The sequence below is a fragment of the Streptomyces stelliscabiei genome (assembly GCF_014873495.1).
GTDB lineage: Bacteria > Actinomycetota > Actinomycetes > Streptomycetales > Streptomycetaceae > Streptomyces > Streptomyces bottropensis.
In genome coordinates this window covers 10,260,063-10,278,284 of sequence record NZ_JADBGF010000001.1, presented here as the reverse complement: position 1 = coordinate 10,278,284, position 18,222 = coordinate 10,260,063, and the positions used below count along the sequence as shown (strand labels likewise).

13 protein-coding genes and 2 pseudogenes are annotated in these 18,222 nt (G+C 69.9%); 1 reads left to right on the top strand and 14 read right to left on the bottom strand.

Annotated features, from left to right (window positions below):
- Positions 1 to 75 precede the first annotated feature (75 nt).
- From H4687_RS44960 to H4687_RS44925, 8 genes are all read right to left on the bottom strand, one after another.
- The gene (locus H4687_RS44960) at positions 76 to 3,648 is read right to left on the bottom strand and encodes a glycoside hydrolase family 32 protein (RefSeq protein WP_192781792.1); all 3,573 of its coding nucleotides are present in this window, start codon (positions 3,646 to 3,648) and stop codon (positions 76 to 78) included.
- Between the two features lie 83 nt (positions 3,649 to 3,731).
- Positions 3,732 to 5,276 carry a glycoside hydrolase family 32 protein gene (locus H4687_RS44955; RefSeq protein WP_046916605.1) on the bottom strand — a complete coding sequence of 515 codons (1,545 nt, stop codon included), beginning with the start codon at positions 5,274 to 5,276 and terminating at the stop codon, positions 3,732 to 3,734.
- Entirely contained in the window at positions 5,273 to 6,316 is a 1,044-nt protein-coding gene (locus H4687_RS44950; protein WP_046916606.1) for an ABC transporter ATP-binding protein, read from the bottom strand. The genes H4687_RS44955 and H4687_RS44950 overlap by 4 nt, the downstream gene beginning before the upstream one ends.
- Positions 6,313 to 7,266, bottom strand: a complete 954-nt coding sequence (locus H4687_RS44945; RefSeq protein ID WP_046916607.1) for an ABC transporter ATP-binding protein — start codon at positions 7,264 to 7,266, stop codon at positions 6,313 to 6,315. The genes H4687_RS44950 and H4687_RS44945 overlap by 4 nt, the downstream gene beginning before the upstream one ends.
- 3 nt (positions 7,267 to 7,269) lie before the next feature.
- Positions 7,270 to 8,190, bottom strand: coding sequence for an ABC transporter permease (locus tag H4687_RS44940; protein WP_046916608.1), 921 nt, complete (start codon positions 8,188 to 8,190; stop codon positions 7,270 to 7,272).
- A 13-nt stretch (positions 8,191 to 8,203) separates the two neighbouring features.
- Positions 8,204 to 9,181, bottom strand: a complete 978-nt coding sequence (locus tag H4687_RS44935; protein ID WP_046916609.1) for an ABC transporter permease — start codon at positions 9,179 to 9,181, stop codon at positions 8,204 to 8,206.
- Between the two features lie 95 nt (positions 9,182 to 9,276).
- On the bottom strand, positions 9,277 to 10,959 hold the full coding sequence (locus H4687_RS44930) for an ABC transporter substrate-binding protein (RefSeq protein ID WP_046916610.1): 1,683 nt from the start codon (positions 10,957 to 10,959) through the stop codon (positions 9,277 to 9,279).
- Positions 10,960 to 11,033: 74 nt separating this feature from the next.
- Complete coding sequence (locus H4687_RS44925) at positions 11,034 to 12,056, bottom strand: LacI family DNA-binding transcriptional regulator (RefSeq protein WP_079028238.1); 1,023 nt, start codon at positions 12,054 to 12,056, stop codon at positions 11,034 to 11,036.
- A gap of 257 nt (positions 12,057 to 12,313) precedes the next feature.
- Here H4687_RS44925 and H4687_RS44920 point away from each other — a divergent pair, with 257 nt between their 5' ends.
- Positions 12,314 to 13,294 carry a carbohydrate kinase family protein gene (locus H4687_RS44920; RefSeq protein WP_192781846.1) on the top strand — a complete coding sequence of 327 codons (981 nt, stop codon included), beginning with the start codon at positions 12,314 to 12,316 and terminating at the stop codon, positions 13,292 to 13,294.
- Positions 13,295 to 13,458: 164 nt separating this feature from the next.
- Here the strand turns inward: H4687_RS44920 and H4687_RS44915 are convergent, their stop codons facing one another.
- The 6 genes and pseudogenes from H4687_RS44915 to H4687_RS44895 all read right to left on the bottom strand — a co-directional run bounded on the left by H4687_RS44915 (position 13,459) and on the right by H4687_RS44895 (position 18,141).
- The gene (locus tag H4687_RS44915; RefSeq protein ID WP_233443684.1) at positions 13,459 to 13,842 is read right to left on the bottom strand and encodes a TetR family transcriptional regulator C-terminal domain-containing protein; all 384 of its coding nucleotides are present in this window, start codon (positions 13,840 to 13,842) and stop codon (positions 13,459 to 13,461) included.
- Positions 13,843 to 13,911, bottom strand: a pseudogene (locus H4687_RS47855) (TetR family transcriptional regulator); the annotation flags it as partial. It abuts the gene before it with no gap.
- 199 nt (positions 13,912 to 14,110) lie between these two features.
- Positions 14,111 to 14,761, bottom strand: coding sequence for a CoA transferase subunit B (locus tag H4687_RS44910; RefSeq protein WP_046916611.1), 651 nt, complete (start codon positions 14,759 to 14,761; stop codon positions 14,111 to 14,113).
- Positions 14,761 to 15,524, bottom strand: a pseudogene (locus H4687_RS44905) (CoA transferase subunit A). Before H4687_RS44905 ends, H4687_RS44910 begins: the two are co-directional and overlap by 1 nt.
- Before the next feature lie 74 nt (positions 15,525 to 15,598).
- A complete protein-coding gene (locus H4687_RS44900; RefSeq protein ID WP_046916613.1) occupies positions 15,599 to 16,543 on the bottom strand; it encodes a fumarylacetoacetate hydrolase family protein in 945 nt (314 codons plus the stop codon).
- A complete protein-coding gene (locus tag H4687_RS44895; RefSeq protein WP_046916614.1) occupies positions 16,540 to 18,141 on the bottom strand; it encodes an MFS transporter in 1,602 nt (533 codons plus the stop codon). The genes H4687_RS44900 and H4687_RS44895 overlap by 4 nt, the downstream gene beginning before the upstream one ends.
- Positions 18,142 to 18,222: the final 81 nt, after the last annotated feature.

The following is an 18,222-nucleotide window of genomic DNA, read 5'->3' as shown; positions in this document are numbered from 1 at the left end:
ACTGCTCCCGGTCGGCCCGCTCACCGAGCGCCCAACACCCGCGATTGGCGCGGAACAGGTCGGTTTGACCAGCGGTCACAGCTCCTGCGCGTAGGTGTCCTGGTACGCCGCCCTCCCGCCGAACACGTTCAGGGCGATGTGGCCATCGGCGTATGTCGTGTCCGTCACGTCGATGATCCGTGTGCCGTTGAGGAACACCTGGATGCGGTCGCGCTCGGTGAGGATGCGAACGGGGTAGGTCGTGCCGCGGCGGACCAGGGCCGGGACGCGGGCGAGGGCGGCGCCGTCGTCGAAGAAGCCGTTGGCCTTGGCGACCAGACGGATCACGCGCAGGTCGGGGTCGATGTTGAGGCAGTAGGCGTCGGCGCCGTCGGAGGAGGCGCGCCAGAGGAGGGAGAGGGCACCGCCCGTGTCCGGGTCGGGGCCGCCGAGCCGGACCAGGGTGGTGAGGTCGAAGTCCGCCGTCGCGCGGGACGAGATCGCGTTGGAGTCCTTGTCGAAGCTTCCGGCGCGGCCCGCGCTGTCCGTCGACCAGCGGCCGGCGGGGGTGATCGTCAAGTTGCCGAGGTCCGAGCGGAATTCACCGCTGGTCGGGGCGGCCACCAGCGGCTTCACCCGATCCACCAGGCGGTAGGTGCTGTCCAGCTTGTGTACCTTGAGCGAGTCGATGTGTGTGGTGCCGCCCTTGGCGTAGAAGGCCATGCCGTCGGCGTCCGGGCCGGGGAAGATCAGGCTGGTCACGGCGGCCTGTCCGTCCGCGCCGAATGCCTCGACCGAGGACGAGTCGACGTACACGCGTAGTGTCACGCGGCCGTCGGTCGTCTTCATCGGCGCGGTGGTGCGGCCCGTGAAGTACTGCGTGAAGTCGCTCAGGCCCGATGCCGAGCGGTCCACGAACAGTTCCTGCGCCTCGGCGTCGTATCCGACTGTCGTGTGCTGGTCGTCGTCGGTCCGGAGCCGGAAGCCGATCTCCGTGGCGGTGCCGAGGGTGATCTCGGCCTCGATCTCGTAGGCGATGCCCCGGACTCCCGCGAGCGGGTTCGCGGAGGTGGAGCCGACGGCGAGGTCCTTGCGGGTTGTGGTGGACGTGCGCAGCGTAACCAGCTCCGGGACCGGGCGCTGCGCCAGGCGTACGCCGTCGGCGGTGTCCGTGAGGGTCAGTTCGCGGGGGGTGCTCAGCTGGCCGTTCCAGCCGCCGGTCGGGGCGCTGAAGGGGTAGTCCCAGTTGCTCATCCAGCCGAGCCAGACGCGGCGGTGGTCGGTCAGGCCGTAGAAGGACATGGCGGCGTAGTAGTCGCGGCCGGAGTCGGCGCGCAGGACTGTGCCGGCCTTCTGGTCGGGAGTGAAACCGGTGCCGTTCCACTCGCCCGTGAAGTACTGGGCGGCCGAGCCGTTCGTGGTGCGTACGGCGCCGGTGCTCAGGGTGAGGACCCACTTCACCTTGTCCTTGTCGCCGTCGACCGGCAGGGGGAAGAAGTCGGGGCATTCCCAGACGCCGGGCGTGGCCCAGTCGCCGTAGCCGAAGGAGCTGACCTGGGTCCAGGTGAGGAGGTCGGTGGAGGTGAAGAAGCGGATGTGGTCGCCGCCGGAGACGACCATCAGCCACTGGTCGTGAGCCTCGTCGCGGATGACCTTCGGGTCGCGGAAGGTCCAGCCGCCGTCGGGTCCTCCCGGGTTCTGCACGGCCGGACTTGAGCCGCTGTGCCACTGCCATGAGCGGCCCTTGTCCCTGCTGTAGGCGATGCGCACGCTGGCGTTTCCGCCCGGCTTGTCCGGGTGGTAGCTCGTGTAGTAGGCGATCAGGCCCGAGCCGCCGTCGAAGAGGCCGGAGGTGTCGTCGGCGTCCACGACCGCGCAGCCGGTCCAGCAGTGGCCGTAGGCGTTCCAGGGCAGGGCGATCGGCAGGGCCTGCCAGTGGACGAGGTCCGTGCTCACCGCGTGCGCCCAGCGGCCCTCGTCCTGGTGGAAGAGGTGGTATTCGCCGTCGTAGTGGACCAGGCCGTTGGGGTCGCTGGTGGAGCCGCTGAGCTGGGAGTAGTGGTACGTGGGGCGGTACGGCTCGGTGAAGTAGTCGGCGGTGCTGCGGATCTCGACGTTCTGAAAGTACGACGCCCCGTGCGCGGCCGCGGTGCCGACGGTGGCGCCAGTGGTTCGGGACACGCGGGTCTTGAGCGCCCGTGCGCCGTCCACGTACACCTCGATCGTCCTGTTCGTCGCTCGGGCCTCGACGCGATAGGTGCCGCCGGACGCGATGCGCCGGACCGGGCCGGAAGCGGAGGCGAGGCGGGCGCCGGAGGAGCGGTCCAGCAGGACGACGGCGTTGCGGCCGGCTTCCAGGCGGGCTTCGTAGCCGCCGGAGCCGTTCGCGGACGCGCGCAGGACGAGGCCGGCCGAGGAGGAGGGGCCGCCGGGGGTGATGTCGGCTCTCGCCACCAGGTCGCCGTCGGTGAAGGGGGCCGTGCGCAGGCCGTTCTCGCCGCGGTTGCCGCGCAGGTCGAGGGTCCAGGTGCCGGAGCGGGCCGTCCAGCCCTGGAGGCCGGTGGCGAGATCGGCACCGGCGATGTTCTCGAAGGACACCGCTCCGGCCGATGCCGTGACGGCGAGTCGGCCTTTGGTGTGGGTGGAGTCCTGGGCGGTGATGACGGGGCTGTAGCCGTCGGGAGAGAGGAAGTTGGTCTGCCAGTGCACGCGCAGTTCGTCGCGTTCGGCTTCGACGCGCAGGCGGTAGACCGTGTCGGCCTTGATGGTGGTCGCGTACGTGCCGAGGGTGACGTCGCCGTCGATGCGGTAGAGCCTCAGCCTGCCCTGGTCCGCGTCGGCTTGGACGCCGTAGCCGTGCGTGGCCGTGGCGTCGGCGCGCACCAGCAGTGAGGCGATGGCGGAGGCGTCGTGCAGGAGCAGGTCGGCCTGGAGCGCGGTGTCGTAGGTCTTGGTCGTGGTGATGGCGCGGGCGGTGGCTCCCTGGGTCGGGGCCGCGCGCCAGCCCAGCGGACTCGCCGTCCAGGTGCCGCCGCTCGTGGTCCAGCCGGTGAGGTTGGTGGTGACTGAGGAGAGGGAGGGCGGGCCGAAGGTGACCGTGCCGCCCTGGGCGAGCAGGCCCACCGAGCCGGTGTCGTGGCGGTGGTCCTCGGTGTGGAGGAGCCGCTTGCCGTCGACATGCACCGTCAGCTCGGGTCCGTCGACTGCCACTTCGAGGTCATAGGGTCTTGCGGTCCGCGTGCCTGGAAGTGGAGCGGTGGCGAGTGTGTCGCCGCCGGTCAGGTCGTAGAGCCGTATGCGGGCGCGGCCGGGGTCGAGGGCGACCGCGTATCCGGTCGAGCCGTCCAGGGCGGCCCGGAACACCAACGCGCCTACGGCGGAAGAGGATTGGGGCGTGACGCGGGCCGCGTACGTGCCCTTGGTCGCGAGTTGCTGCTCGGACAGGGCGAGGGCGGGCCCGCGCCGGTCGGCGGTCGCCTTCTGGCCGCCGTCGGAGGTGCGGGTCCAGGTGCCGGTGACGGGGATGGGGTCGGGAATCGGGGTGGCGGCGGGGGTCGCTCCGGCGGCGCTCGGGGTGGCGGCCTGTGCTGTGGGGAGGATGCCTCCGAGAGGCAGCAGGGTGGCGGCGGTTCCTCCGGCGAGCAGGAGGGTGCGGCGGGACACGCTCATGGCAGCTCCTGAGGAGAGCAGGGGAGGGTGAGCCACGGCCCGGGGGACGTCCACCCCGCGGGCCGTGGTCGTGTGTAAGACCCTCACGGCCACAGCGGCCGGGGTCCGTCGGTGAAGGCCGACGCCATCTGCCAGGCGTCGAACCGCTCCAGGGCCACGTCGCCGTCGGCACCGATACCGACGCTCACGGCCTCGTCCGGGCGGGTGGGGTAGATGCGGGCGGTCAGGGCACGCCCGTTGGCGAAGACCTCCAGTGCGGAGTGGTCGAGGAGGACCCGCAGGTCGACCCGCCCGTCGGGGTCCAACGGCAGCTCGCCGTACCGGGGTTCGGTGTCGACCGTCGGGTCAACGCTGCTGGTCTCGCGGCGCAGGCGGAGCGTGCCGCTCGCTCCGTCGGGCACCCTGCTCACCTCCACCACCGTGCGTTCCGCGCCGTCCGGTGTCTCGCGGAGCACGAGCCGGGCGGTCGCTCCGGGAGCGAGACGCAGGGTCGTCTCGATGTCCAGCTGGTCCCCGCGCACGGCGGACAGACGGGTGTACGGGTCGGCCAGACGGCCCGGAGCCACCTCTACGCGCTCCCGCCGCAGCTCGGTCAGCTCCGGTACCGGGGCCTGGTGCAGGCCGCCGTCCGTGGCGAGCGTGACGACCCTCGGCAGGGACATCACGCCGCACCAGCCGGCCTGCGCGTTCGCCTCGTCCGTCCGTCCCTCCTGGAGCCAGCCGAACATGATGCGGCGGCCGTGCTCGTCGCAAGTGGACTGGGGGGCGTAGAAGTAGCGTCCGCCGTAGTCGAGGCGGTGGAGGGCGGTCGGGGTGAAGGTGTCGCCCTGGTAGCGGCCGGTCCAGTACAGGGGGTAGTGGGTGGTGCCCTCGTCCCAGGCGGAGAAGACCAGCGCGTCGGTGCTGCCGGTCTCCTCGTCCTCGCCGAGCCGGAAGAGGTCGACGCACTCCCACATCGTGCCGGTCCAGTCGAGCTGGCCCTGGTTCTGCGAGGCGTCGCCGGTCAGCAGGGGGCCGACGTAGCGCCAGCTGCGCAGGTCGTCGGATTCGTACAGGAAGGCCGTTCCGCCGACGCCCCGGATTCCCGAGCCCACCAGCTGACGCCACACCGTGTTCTCGCCCGAGCCCTCCCGCCAGACGCAGTGGTCGCGGAAGGCCGTGATGTCGACGCCCTCCGGCGGGGCGGTGATGACCGGGTTGGCCGGGTCTTTGGTCCAGTACCTAAGATCCGCTGATCCCCTGGCCACGCAAGGGAGTTCACGCTCGCCGTGCCTGCCCGAGTAGACGAGCGTGGGCACTCCCCCGTCGTCGACGAGGACTCCGGACCAGCAGCCGTCGCGGTCTGGGCCAGCGGTGCCGGGGACGAGGGCGACCGGTTCGTCGGTCCAGTGGACGAGATCGGTGCTTGTGGCGTGGCCCCAGTGGATGCGGTGGTGGGCGGCGGCGAGCGGGTTGTACTGGTAGAAGAGGTGGTAGACGCCGTTCCAGTGACTCAGCCCGTTGGGGTCGTTGAGCCAGCCGCCGGGCGAGGTGAAGTGGAAGCGGGGGCGGTGGGGGTCGCGTAGGGCGCGCTCGGCCAGCCCCTCGGCGGTGGGACTGCCGGAGGGGAGGGTGAGGTCGTGGGTCATGCGGCGGTGGTCTCCGCTTCTTCGGTGTCGTCTGTGGCCTCGCCGTCCGGCCGGTCGGTGGCCTTGAGGGCGCGGCGGGCGATGTCGGAGGCGGGTGCGCGCAGATGGCAGCGCACCCAGTGGGGTTGTCCGTCGTCTTCGCCGACGATGTGGCGGACGGGGTCGATGCGGCTGCACGTGCCGTCGTCGCCGTAGGGGCAGGAAGTGGGGTTGAGGATCGCCTCGCGCAGGCGGGCGCGCTCGACGGGGTCGTAGCTGCCGACCCGTTCGGGGTCGGGTACGGCGGACAGCAGCAGGCGGGTGTAGGGGTGGGCGGGGGCGTCCATGACGGCCAGTGCGTCGCCGCCCTCGACGAGTTCGCCGGCGAACATGACCATGGTGGTGTCGGCGAGGTAGCGGGCGGAGCCCAGGTCGTGGGTGATGTAGAGCATGGCGATGTTCCGCTCGTCGCGCAGGCGCCGCATCAGGTTGAGCACGCCGACGCGTACGGAGACGTCCAGCATCGACGTCGGTTCGTCGGCCAGGATGAGGCGCGGTTCCACTGCCAACGCGCGAGCGATGGAGACGCGCTGACGCTGGCCGCCGGAGAGTTCGTGCGGGTAGGACTGGAGCATGTCCTCGGTCAGGCCGACCGTCGCCATCAGCTCGCGCAGCGTCTCTGGTGTGGCGGAGTGGCCGTGCAGGATGAGGGCCCGGGTGAGGAAGTGCTCGATGCGGTGGACGGGGTTGAGTGAGCCGAAGGGGTCCTGGAACACCATCTGGACCTTGCGGCGGTACGCCCGTGATGCCCGGCGCCGCTCGGTGCGCAGGACGTCCTCGCCGTCGAGCAGCACCTGTCCGGCGGAGGGCTGTTCGAGGCGGGCGAGACAGCGGGCGATGGTGGACTTGCCGCTGCCGGACTCGCCGACCAGGGCGGTGATCCGGCCGGCCGGGAGATCGAAGGAGATGTCGTTGACGGCTCGGACGCGGCGCCGGGAGAAGACGGTGCCGACCTGGAAGTCCTTGGTCAGACCGCGTACGGACAGCAGGGGCTGGGTCATCGCGGGGCTCCCTGGGCGCTCTGGGCCGCCCACCGGCCGGGGGCAATCTCGCGTAGGTCGGGGATGTTCATGGAGCAGTCCGAGCGGTCCTCGGGACAGCGGACGTGGAAGCCGCAGCTGTCGGCGGTGCGTGGGGCGTCGAAGAGGCCGGTGAGTTCTTGGCGCGGGCCGGTCAGCGGCGGGAAGGCGTTCATCAGCGCCTCGGTGTAGGGGTGGAGCGGATTGGCGAACAAGTCCTTGGCGTCGGCGAGTTCGACGATCCGTCCGCCGTACATCACGCCCATGCGGTCCGACAGCTCGACCATCAGGGACATGTCGTGGGTGATGAAGAGGATGGAGAAGCCCAGCTCCCGCTGGAGGTCGCGGATCTGCGCCATGATCTCCTGCTGTACGACCACGTCGAGCGCGGTGGTCGGCTCGTCCATGATCAGCAGCCGGGGGTGGAGTGCGACGGCCATGGCGATGACCACGCGCTGGCGCATGCCGCCGGAGAGCTGGTGCGGGTACGCCTTCAGCCTTCCCGGGTCGATGCCGACCAGCTGAAGCAGCTCGCCGGCCCGCTCCCGCGCGGCCCGCTTCTTCATCCGCTCGTGGGTGGTGAAGATGTCGACGATCTGCTCGCCGATGGTCAGGACGGGGTTGAGCGAGTTCATCGCCGACTGGAAGACCATGGCGATCTCCCGCCACCGGAAGGCGCGCAGCTCGCGTGCGTCCAGGGCGAGGACGTCCCTGCCCTGGAAGCGGATGGTGCCCGCGGTGATCTCCGCCGGGGGCTTCAGCAGCCGCATCACCGCGTTGGCGATGGTCGACTTGCCGCAGCCGGATTCTCCGGCGAGGCCGAAGACTTCTCCGGCGCCGATGGAGAAGGAGACGTCGTCGGCGCCCACGACGGTGCGTCCGTCGCCGCGGTATTCGACGCGCAGGCCGTTCACCTCAAGTACGGGATCCATGGCTCAGCCCCTCCTCTCACGGCGGGCACGGCGGTTGCGCAGCCTGGGGTTGGTGATCTCGTCGACCGCGTAGTTGACCAGCGCGATGGCGAAGGCGACGAGGGCGATGCACAGTCCGGAGGGGACGAAGGCCCACCACGTGCCGGTCATCAGCGCGCCGTCGTTGCTGGCCCAGTACAGGTTGGTGCCCCAGCTGACGACGCTGCTGTCGCCGAGGCCGAGGAATTCCAGGCCGGCCTGGGCGCCGATGCCGAAGATCACGCAGCCGAGCAGCGTGGTCATCACCACGGACGCCATGTTGGGCAGGATCTCGCGGAACATGATCCGCAGGGGGCGTTCTCCGGTGACGACGGCGGCGGCCACGAAGTCCTTGCCGCGGATCGACTTGGCCTGCGCGCGCAGGACACGGGCCGAGCCCGCCCAGCCGGTGACGACGAGGACCAGGATCACGGTGGAGGTCCCGGGCGGCAGGAACGCGGCCAGGATGATGAGCAGCGGGAGGCCGGGCAGCAGCAGGAAGATGTTGGTGACCAGGGTCAGCGCGTCGTCGACGACGCGGTCGAAGTACGCGGATGCGAGGCCGACGACGATGGCGACCGTGGTTGCCACGAGCCCCACGGTGAACCCGACGAAGAGGGAGCTGCGCGCGCCCCAGAGGGTGAGGGCGAGTACGTCCTGTCCCTTGGCGGTCGTTCCGAGCCAGTGTGTGGCCGAGGGGGTCTGGCTGCCCGTGGAGTTGATGAGCGACGGGTCGCCGGGTGCCAGGACGGGTGCGAGCAGGGCGAGCAGGGCGAAGAGAGCAAGCAGGATCAGCCCGGTCAGTGCCTTCTTGCTGTCGATGAGCTGGCGCAGCAGTCCGCGCCTACGGGAAGCACGCGCGGGGGCCGTCGGCGCGGGGGCCGTGGCGATTTCGATGGCGGTCATGTCGGCAGCCTCCTCAGCGGACGCGGACGCGCGGGTCGAGGCGGACGTAGACGAGGTCGACGAGGAAGTTCGCGATCAGTACCGCCGCCGTGATCGTCAGGAAGATGCCCTGCATCAGTGGGTAGTCCAGGCCCTGGACGGCCATCAGCAGCTGGTAGCCGATGCCGGGGTAGGCGAACACGACCTCGGTGAGCAGGGCGCCGCCGACGACGAAGCCGAGGGCCATGCCGAAGTTGGTGACGGAGGGCAGCAGCGCGTTGCGGGCGGCGTAGCGGAACATGATCCGTGAGGGGCTGAGCCCCTTGGCCTCGGCCATGGTGATGTAGTCCTCGGCCGTTGTGGCGATCATGGTGTTGCGCATGCCGAGCATCCAGCCGCCGATGGAGACCAGCACGATGGTCAGCGCGGGCAGCACCAGGTGGGTGGCGACGTTGGAGAGGAATTCGCCGTTGAAGCCGGGGGTCAGTCCGACGTCGTAGGCGTGCCGCATGGGGAACCAGCCGAGGCTTACCCCGAACAGGTACAGCGCGCCCATGGCCAGCCAGAAGTACGGGAACGAGCCGACGAAGATCAGCAGAGGCGGGAAGGCGGAGTCGAGGACGCCGCCGCGCCGCCAGGCGGCGACGATGCCGAGCAGGTTGCCGAGCACGGCCGCGATGACGAGCGCGACGCCACCGAGGAGCAGGGTCCAGCCGATCTGCGAGCCGATCACGTCGGAGACCGGGGTCGGGAAGCGGGAGATGGAGATGCCGAGGTCGCCGGTGAAGACGCTCTTGACGTAGGAGACGTACTGCTCCCAGAGGGGGCGGTTGTCGAGGCCGAAGAGTTTCCGCAACTGGGCTATCTGGTCGGGCTGCATGGTGCCCTGGGCCTGCGCGAACATCCGGGAGACCGGGTCGCCCGGCATGAAGCGCGGGAGAACGAAGTTCAGGGTGATGGAGGCCCAGAAGGCGAGCAGATAGAACCCCAGGTTGCGCAGGATCAGACGCACGGGTCGTGCTCCCTGTCGGTGGGGGGTGAACGTGTGTGGCGGTGCGCGGGGGCGGCCGTCCGGGGAGGAGGGCGGCCGCCGGTCCGCGGGCGGCGTCAGCTCTTGACGGGCTTCAGCGACGTGAGCACGAGGACCGTGCTGCCGTTGCGGTTGCCGAGGGTGGCGTACGGGTTTTCTTCGGTGGGCCAGCCGGTGAAGCGGGCGTCCGTGTACGCGCCCCACTCGGGGCCGGTGAAGAGCGGGACGACGGGCGCGTCCTTGTTGTACAGCGCCTGCAGACCGTTCATCTGCTCGGCTTGCGTCTTCTCGTCCGTGGCGGCGGCGAAGGCGTCGATGAGCTTGTCGGCCTTCTTGTCGCCGAAGCGGTGGTAGTTCTCCGTGGCCTGCTTGCCGACCGGCTGCACCATCTTGGTCGACATTACGCCGCGGAAGTACTCGTACGGGGTGGCGCCGTTGTTGCTCCACACGATGCCGGTGTCGAACGTGCCGGTGTTGTACGACGACGAGACCGCCGACCAGTCGGGCGTCTTCACGGTGGCGGTGATGCCGACCTTCGCCAGGTCCTGCTTGATGATGTTGGCGACCGAGATCCAGTCGGAGGAGGCCGAGCCGACGGAGATGTCGAGGGTGAAGTTCTTGCCGTTCTTCAGCTTCCGCTTGCCGCCGCTCTCCTTGTAGCCGGCCGCGTCGAGGGCCTTGGCCGCCGCGTCGGTGTCGTACTTCGTCCAGGTGCAGGAGGCGGCCAGCGACGTGTCACGCCACTTGTCGTAGGTGTGGGCCAGGCCCGTGCAGTCGGCGGGTTCGGCGTAGCCGTTCATCGCGACCTTGGTGATCTGGTCACGGTCGACGGCCATGCTGAGCGCCTTGCGCACGGCCGGGTCGTTGAACGGCGCCTTGGTGGTGTTCAACTGCCAGTTGATCATGGCACCGGTGGCCGGGAACCAGTAGTGGTTGTGCTTCTTGTCCTTGGCGACGAAGGACTTCTCGATGTCCGGGATGAACGACTGCGTCCAGTCCACCTCGCCGTTGGTGAAGGCGATGTTGGCGCTGTCGTTGCCGGAGAAGGCGAGCATCTGGATGCCGGCGATCTGCTGCTTCGCGGGCTGCCAGTAGTCGGGGTTCTTACGCAGCTCGTACGACTGGCTCTGGAACTTCTCGATCTTGGTGTACGGGCCGGTGCCGACCGGGTCCGGGTTGGTGAACTTCGCCGGGTCCTTCACCTTGGACCAGATGTGCTTCGGCAGGATGTAGTGGCCGCTGATCTCGTAGAAGGCGGTCGAGAACGCCTTGTTGAAGGAGAACTTCACCGTGTGGGCGTCGACCGCGGCGACCTTGTCGAGGTAGTCGAAGCCGCCGAGCACCTTCTTCTGGAGCTCGAAGGTGTAGACGACGTCGTCGGCGGTGAGCGGCTTGCCGTCCGACCACTTGACGCCGTCGCGCAGCGTGAAGGTGAGGGACTTGCCGTCCTTGGCCTGCTCCCACCTGGTGGCCAGCCACGGTGTGTCCTTGGCGTCCGCCATGCTGTGCACCGCCAGCGGCTCGTAGACCGCCTGGAGGGTCATGGGGGCGGCCTGCGGGGAGAGCGGGTTGAAGTTGCGCGTGAACGTCGCCAGATCCTCGCGCGGGATGGTGAGCAGCTGGTTGCCGGAGGTGTCACCGGCGCCGGATGAGCCCGAGCCACCCGTACAGGCGGACAGGACCAGGGCCGCGGCGGCGGTCGCGGTGACCGCTCTCAGGACGGCTCGGGGCCGCCGTGAAGGTATGCGGGAGGGTGCCATAATGGAGACTCTTTTCCTCTCTTCAACACACAGGGCGAAGACGGGATGGGATTCCTCGGCGGACTGATTAGCGGTCAGACCGACGAGCGTTCGAGCAGCGGGCAGTCGATCGTCACCTGATGGGTGTCGAGCGGCTGCCCCGCTGCGAGAGCGGCGAGCATGTCGATGCCCTTGGTGCCCATGGCCTCGAAGGGCAGGGCGAGCGTCGTCAGCTTCGGCCGCAGATAGGCGGCGATGAGTTCCTGGTTGTCGAACCCCACCACGGCCACGTCGTGCGGGATGTGCAGCCCACGTTCCTTGATCGCGTCGTACGCACCCATCGCCATCCGGTCGTTTCCGCAGAACAGCGCGGTCGGCCGGTCGCCGGGCGGGCGGTCCAGCAGTTCGCAGGCGGCGGTATAGGCGCTGTCGGCGGTCGCCCAGCCGGGGAGAACGAGGGAGGGGTCGGGGGTGATCCCGGCCTCGCGCAGGGCACGTTCGTATCCTTCGCGCCTGCCGATGGCGGCCGGGATCGCCGGGTCGAGGTTGATGAACCCGATGCGGGTGTGACCGGCGTCCAGGAGCCGGCGGGTCGCCTTGTATCCGCCCGACACCTCGTCGGGCAGGATGCACGGCAACTCACCTTCCGCGTCGTAGCAGTTGACGAGCACCGTCGGCACCTCGCGGGCGGCCTTGGGGAGCGTGACGGCGCGGTGCCAGGTCGTGGCGTACAGGAGTCCTTCCACGCGGTGTTCCAGCATCTGGTCGAGCGCGGCGGCCTCCTGGGCGGGGTCGCCCTCGCTCGCCGCAATCAGCAGGAACCTCCGGTCACCCCAGGCGCGGCTCTGCGCGCCCGTGATCACCTCCCCCGCGAACGGGCCGGTCACGATCTCGGTGATCAGCCCGAACCACCCGCTGCGGTTCGCGGCCAGCGCCCGCGCCCCGGCGTTGGGCCGGTAGCCGAGCTCGTCGATCGCCGCCAGGATCCGCCGACGGGTCTCCTCGGGGATGGCGGCGCCGGGCTTGTCGTTGAGGACGAAGGAGACGGTGGTCCGCGAGACACCCGCGTGGAGCGCCACATCGCTCATGGTCACGCGATGCGTCTTGTTCGTGGCCACTTCCAGTCCCTTTCGGCCGGCCGGAGGCGAGACACCGTCTCCGGTTACGCGCTTTAATAACGCGCGTTACTTCCTTGTGGCAGGGAAGTTACGTCCGCCTTGAGCGGCATGTCAATACCCGTGCAAGGGCTGCATCAGGCCACCGTCCCGGTGCCCTTCGCGACCTGCGTTCTTCCTGGGAGAGTCAGACAGTCACCGTGGCCCGGCCCCAGGCCCCGGTCATCGTCATCGTCATCGTCATCGTCATCGTCATCGTCATCGTCATCGTCATCGTCATCGTCATCGGCGAGAGCGTCGCCGACGCCTTCACCGACCCCGCCCGGTCCAGCTCCGATGAACTCGCGCTGCGCGCCCTGCCCGGTGGCGGCCCCGCCAACACCGCCGTCGCCCTCGCCCGGCTCGGTATCCGGACTCGTTTCCTCGGGCGGTTCTCCCACGACGTCTTCGGCGCCCTCTTCCATGCCCGCCTCAGTGCCTCCGGCGTCGACCTGACCGGCAGCGTGACCGCCGCCACCGAGCCAAGCACCCTCGCCGTCGCCGACCTCGACGACTCCGGCCAGGCCACCTACACGTTCTATGCCGACAGCGCCGCCGACTGGCAGTGGACCGACGACGAACTCGCCGGCGCCCGGCTGGACGATGCGGCCTGCCTGCACACCGGCTCCCTGGCGCTGATACAGCAGCCCGGCGGCAGCCGCATCGAGGACAATCTCGCCAGGGCGCGCGAGCACGTCACCTGGTCCATCGACCCCAACGTCCGGCCCCTGCTCGTACCGCCCTCCGTCTACCGCGAACGGCTTCCCCGCTGGTGCACCCTCGCCGACATCCTTCGCCTCAGCGAGGACGATCTCGCGTTGCTGCTTCCCGGTGCCGACCCCGAGGAGGCGTGCGACACCTGGCACGCCGCCGGCACGCGCCTGGTCGTGATCACTCTCGGCGGGCGCGGAGCCCTCGCCTCCCTCGACGGCCACCGCGTCACCGTCCCGACCTCGGCCGTGGACGTCGTCGACACCGTCGGCGCTGGGGACTCCTTCACCGCGGGCCTGCTCCACCGCCTCGCCGCCCTCGGACACCTCGGAGGCCGTCTCGACCGGCTGAACCTCGACGACCTCACCGACGCCTGCACCTTCGCCGCCCGCGTCGCCGCCCTGACCTGCTCAGTCTCCGGCGCGAACCCGCCCTGGCTGGACGAAGAGGCGCTGGAGGTCGGCGTGGAACAGCTCCTGCCGCATGCCTGAACGTGGCATACCCGTTCCCACAGACAGGACTGCGGCAACGGGCGTCGAATTCAAAGCGCATGCTGGGGTTTGGCCCGGCGTCGTCGGCGGTGGGCCGCCTGCCGTGTGCCGCTGCCGAAAGACGTTTCGACGCGAGGCGGCTCTGTCTGCGTGGATCTGTTCTTTCAGGTCGCGTCGCCGAGGAGGGTTTGGAGGGTCTGTCGGAAGGCGGGGGTGTCGAAGTCCTGGCCGATGGCCAGGCGCTGCGAATATCCCGTGAGCATGGCGAGCAGTGCGCCGGCCACGCCGGAGCAGTCCGGCGAGTCGGGCAGGCCTCGGGCGTAGCGGTCCTGGCGGATGAGCCCGGCGACCTTCTCCTGGTCCTTGGCCAGTTGCGCCCGGATCTGGGCGGCGAGGTCGGGAGAGACGGCGGCTTCGGCCCAGACCTGCGCCATCAGCCGGGCGTGGTCGCCGTGGCGGGCGCGGACCCGGTCGAGCAGTTCGGCCGCGTCGCGGATGCTGGCGAGGTCGATGAGGTTGTCCACGGCGTTCTCGCAGACGGCCGCCACCAGGTTGTTCTTGCTGGGGAAGTAGCTGTAGACCGCCCCGGTGGACAGTCCGCTGGCGGCGACGATCTCACTAGGGCCTGTGTGATGTCGTGATCAATCCTGCCGATCCGGGAGGGCCTTCGTGGTCCCAGTACACATCAGTCCGCCGACGGCCGCGGTCCCTCCGGTATATGGAGGAAGCGGCGCCAGTCGGCCCCGGTGAGCCGCTGCCTGCTGAAGGGGTCGGGTGAGGACAGGACACATTCGGAGGTTCTTCCTGGTGGCGGAGTCAGCCGTGGGGGACGGAGAGTGCCATTCCCACCTCCGGTTCGGTGCGCTCGCGAACGTCCGAGAGGGACACTTCAGGGGCGAGTTCTACCAGGGACAGGCCGTCGGCCGTGATGTCGAGGACGGCGAGGTCGGTGATGACGCGGTGGACGCAGGCGCGCCCGGTCAGCGGGAGGGTGCACTCGTCGACGATCTTCGGGGAGCCGTCCTTGGCGGTGTGCTCCATGAGGACGATGACCTTGCGGGCGCCCTGCACCAGGTCCATGGCACCGCCCATACCCTTGATCGTCTTGCCGGGTACGGTCCAGTTGGCGAGGTCACCGGCCGCGGAAACCTGCATGCCGCCCAGCACGGCCACATCGATGCGGCCGCCGCGGATCATCCCGAAGGATAGCGCCGAGTCGAAGAAGGAGGCGCCGGGCCGGACGGTGACGGTCTCCTTGCCCGCGTTGATCAGGTCGGGGTCGACCTCGTCCTCCGCCGGATAGGGGCCGGTGCCCAGGATGCCGTTCTCCGAGTGCAGCACCACGTGGACGTCGGGCGGGAGGTGGCCCGGGATGAGGGTGGGCAGTCCGATGCCCAGGTTGACGTAGGAGCCGTCGGGCAGTTCGCGTGCGGCGCGGGCCGCCATTTCGTCGCGGGTCCAGGCCATCAGTACCGCTCCTCACGCTCGCGCACGGTGCGCTTCTCGATGCCTTTGTCGTCGGCGGGGACGGGCCCACGATCCGGTCGACGTAGATGCCGGGCAGGTGGACGGCGTCGGGGTCGATGGCGCCGGGTTCGACGAGCTCCTCGACCTCGGCGATGGTGGTCCGTTCGGCCATGGCCGCGAGGGGGTTGAAGTTGGAGGCGCTGTGGTGGAGGACGAGGTTACCGTGGCGGTCACCGCGGGCGGCCCGTACGAGGGCAAAGTCGGCGGTGATGGCCTCCTCCAGGACGTACGTCCGGCCGCGGAACTCCCGTGTCTCCTTGGGCGGGGAGGCGACGGAGACGCTGCCGTCGGGGCCGTAGCGCCAGGGCAGTCCGCCGTCGGCGACCTGGGTGCCGACCCCGGCCGGGGTGTAGAAGGCGGGGATGCCGGTGCCGCCGGCGCGCAGCCGTTCGGCGAGGGTGCCCTGCGGGGTGAGTTCCACTTCCAGTTCACCGGCGAGGTACTGGCGGGCGAACTCCTTGTTCTCGCCGACGTAGGAGCCGGTCACTCGGACGATGCGGCCGGCCGCCAGCAGGATGCCGAGGCCCTGGCCGTCCACGCCGCAGTTGTTGGAGACCACGCTCAGGCCGCCGGCGCCCTGGGCGTGCAGAGCGCCGATGAGCACGGTGGGTATGCCGCACAGCCCGAAGCCGCCCACCGCCAGCGACGCCTCTTCCGGTATGTCGACGACCGCGTCGGCGGCCGAGGCCATGACTTTGTCCACGTTGTTCATGCCTTTCTCCGGTGCCGGACGGGGTGTCCGGCACCGGGGTGGTGCCAGAGCTCAGCGCACGGTGGTCATCGGCTGCGGCGGGCAGGTGGCAGAGGCACCGGGGCGACGCCCTCAACGACGGTGTTGCTGATGGTGCCGATGCCCTCGACGGTCATGGTGACGATGTCGCCGGGGGCCAGCGGCGGGGGTTCGAAGGTTCCGTTGCGGCCCCAGGGTTCGGCCAGGCAGCCGCCGTTGCCGCAGGTTCCGGAGCCCAGGACGTCGCCGGGGCGGATCCAGGTGCCGCGGGAGGCGTACGCCGCCATCTCCTCGAATGTCCAGGCCATGTTGGCCAGTCGGTCCTGGCCGACGGTCTCGCCGTTGACCTGGACGGTCAGGGCGAGGTCGAGGAAGCCTTCCGGGTTGCGGTGGGGTTCGAGTTCGTCGGCGGTGACGAGCCAGGGGCCGAGGGTGGTGGCGGTGTCCTTGCCCTTGGCCGGGCCGAGTTTGACCTTCATCTCGCGGCCTTGCAGGTCGCGGGCGGACCAGTCGTTGAGGATCGTGTAGCCGAGGATGTGCCCGCGTGCCTGCTCGGGGGTCAGGTCCCGGCCGGGCTTGCCGATGACGGCGGCCACTTCGAGTTCGAAGTCGAATCGTACGCAACCCGGCGGTACCGGCACGTCGTCGTGGGCGCCGATCATCGAGTACGGGTTGGTGAAGTAGAACGCGGGGGCTTCGTACCACTCGTCGGGGACGGTGTCGCCGTATCCCTGGGCGATGCCCGCGACATGGCTCTCGAAGGTCATGTAGTCGCGGACGGTCGGCGGTCGCAGCGGTGGCAGCAGCCGTACGTCGGCCAGGGGCAGCGGCAGGGAGCCGGTGAGGGCGCGTTCGCCCGCCCCGCGCAGGGACTGCTCGCCCTCCATGACCAGATCCAATAGTTCGACGGGGTGTTCGAACGGGTGGACCTGGTTGCCGGCGACGGTCCCCGGCTGCCGTTTCCCGTCGTGGACGAAGGTCGCGAACCTCATGCCGCGCTCCCTTCCGCCTCGGCCGGCCGCGTGCCGCTGGGCCGGAAGCCGACGAAGACGGCGGCGATCACGGCGGCGGCCAGACAGGCGACGGCGGTGAGGATCAGTCCGTTGTTGTAGCCGCGGGCAAGTGCCTCCGTGGTGTACGGAGCGAGCTTGGCGCTGAGGGGGCCGAGGTCGGCGGTGTGCAGCGCGAGCGGGCCGCCCTCGTGCAGGACGGTGGAGGCGATGCCGTGCTCCTTGGGGGTCAGGCCCGCGTCGGCAAGGCTGCCGGTGATTTGACGTGCGGCCATGCCGAGGGCGACGGCGCCGACGATGGCGGGGCCGAGGGTCTGGCCGAGGTCGCGGACCAGGCTGGTGGTGGCGCCCGCCATGCCGGTCAGCTTGGGCGGTACGACGTTCACGGCCGCGGCGGTGAGGGCGGCGACGACCAGACCGAAGCCGACACCGTTGAGCACCAGCGGCCCGAGCAGGGGGATCAGGCCGCTTTCGTGGACCGGCACCGCCCGCAGCCACAGTTGGGCTCCAGCCAGTGAGACGAACCCGGTGACGAGCATGGGGCCGGGGCCGACGCGGTGCAGCAGGCGGACCAGCAGCGGCCAGATGAGCGGGGTGACGCCCTGGATGATCAGGAAGGGCACTGCGGCCTGGAAGGGGCTCTGGTGCTGGATGACGCCGAGGCGGATGCTCAGGTCGTACGCGCCGCCGAGGAAGCCGAACATGCCGATCACCGCCATCGCGGCCGACGCGGCGAAGGCCGGGATGCGGAACAGCTCCAGGCGCAGCATCGGGGCCGCGCTGCGGCTCTCCACCAGCACGAACGCGACGATGAACACGGCGAAGGCGACGAAGGACGCGACGACGGGTGTCGAGCTCCAGCCGCCGGAGGGGCCCTGGATGATGCCGTACAGGAGGGCGAGCATGGCCACGGCAATGGCGATCTGGCCCGGCCAGTCGAGCGAGCGGCCCTCGGGGGCACTGGACTCTGTGGCCAGCAGCCAGGCACCCAACGCGGTGATCACGGCGAGCACGCCGGTCACGCCGAACGCCCACTGGAAGGAAGCGTGTTCGACGATCCCGCCGGACATCAGGGGGGCGAGGAAGGCGCCGAGCGACAGGGCCGTGGTCCAGGAGGCCAGCCCCTTGGCCCGTGCGGCCGGGGTGGTCGTGACCGCGGTGATCATGGACAGGGAGGCGGGGAAGAGCGCGGCGGCTCCGATGCCGGAGATCGCCTGACCGGTGATCAGCTGGGCTGCCGAGTCCGAGGTGGCGGACACCAGGTAGCCGACGGCGGACACCAGTGCCGCGCCCACCACCAGTGTCTTGCGGCCGTACAGGTCGCCCACGACGCCGAAGGTCAGCGCGAGGACGGCGGCGGGCACCAGGAAGGCGTCACTGATCCAGGTCAGTTCTCCGCCGGACGCGTGGAGGGTGCGCTGCATGACGCCGTTGATCGCGGCGGGCAGGACCAGTCCGATCTGGGCCAGGCAGACGGCCAGACAGCCGGCGATGATCGTGCGGGTGTGGCGTGCCGTAGGGGCCGGTGTGGCATCTGGCGACGGGGCGGCGGATGGGTCGTAGGAGGGGGCGGAGACCATGTCTCCTCCTTGCAGGGTTTGGCGGGACGTATGGCCCGAGGGGACGGCGAGGAGTACGCACCGGAAGGGGCGGTGCGCCGG

Bases quoted from the DNA above. Each gene is read 5' to 3' on its own strand.
- H4687_RS44940 (WP_046916608.1), bottom strand. From the start codon at position 8,190: ATGACCGCCATCGAAATCGCCACGGCCCCCGCGCCGACGGCCCCCGCG.
- H4687_RS44895 (WP_046916614.1), bottom strand. From the start codon at position 18,141: ATGGTCTCCGCCCCCTCCTACGACCCATCCGCCGCCCCGTCGCCAGAT.
- H4687_RS44955 (WP_046916605.1), bottom strand. From the start codon at position 5,276: ATGACCCACGACCTCACCCTCCCCTCCGGCAGTCCCACCGCCGAGGGG.
- H4687_RS44930 (WP_046916610.1), bottom strand. From the start codon at position 10,959: ATGGCACCCTCCCGCATACCTTCACGGCGGCCCCGAGCCGTCCTGAGA.
- H4687_RS44960 (WP_192781792.1), bottom strand. From the start codon at position 3,648: ATGAGCGTGTCCCGCCGCACCCTCCTGCTCGCCGGAGGAACCGCCGCC.
- H4687_RS44945 (WP_046916607.1), bottom strand. From the start codon at position 7,266: ATGGATCCCGTACTTGAGGTGAACGGCCTGCGCGTCGAATACCGCGGC.
- H4687_RS44900 (WP_046916613.1), bottom strand. From the start codon at position 16,543: ATGAGGTTCGCGACCTTCGTCCACGACGGGAAACGGCAGCCGGGGACC.
- H4687_RS44950 (WP_046916606.1), bottom strand. From the start codon at position 6,316: ATGACCCAGCCCCTGCTGTCCGTACGCGGTCTGACCAAGGACTTCCAG.
- H4687_RS44910 (WP_046916611.1), bottom strand. From the start codon at position 14,761: ATGGCCTGGACCCGCGACGAAATGGCGGCCCGCGCCGCACGCGAACTG.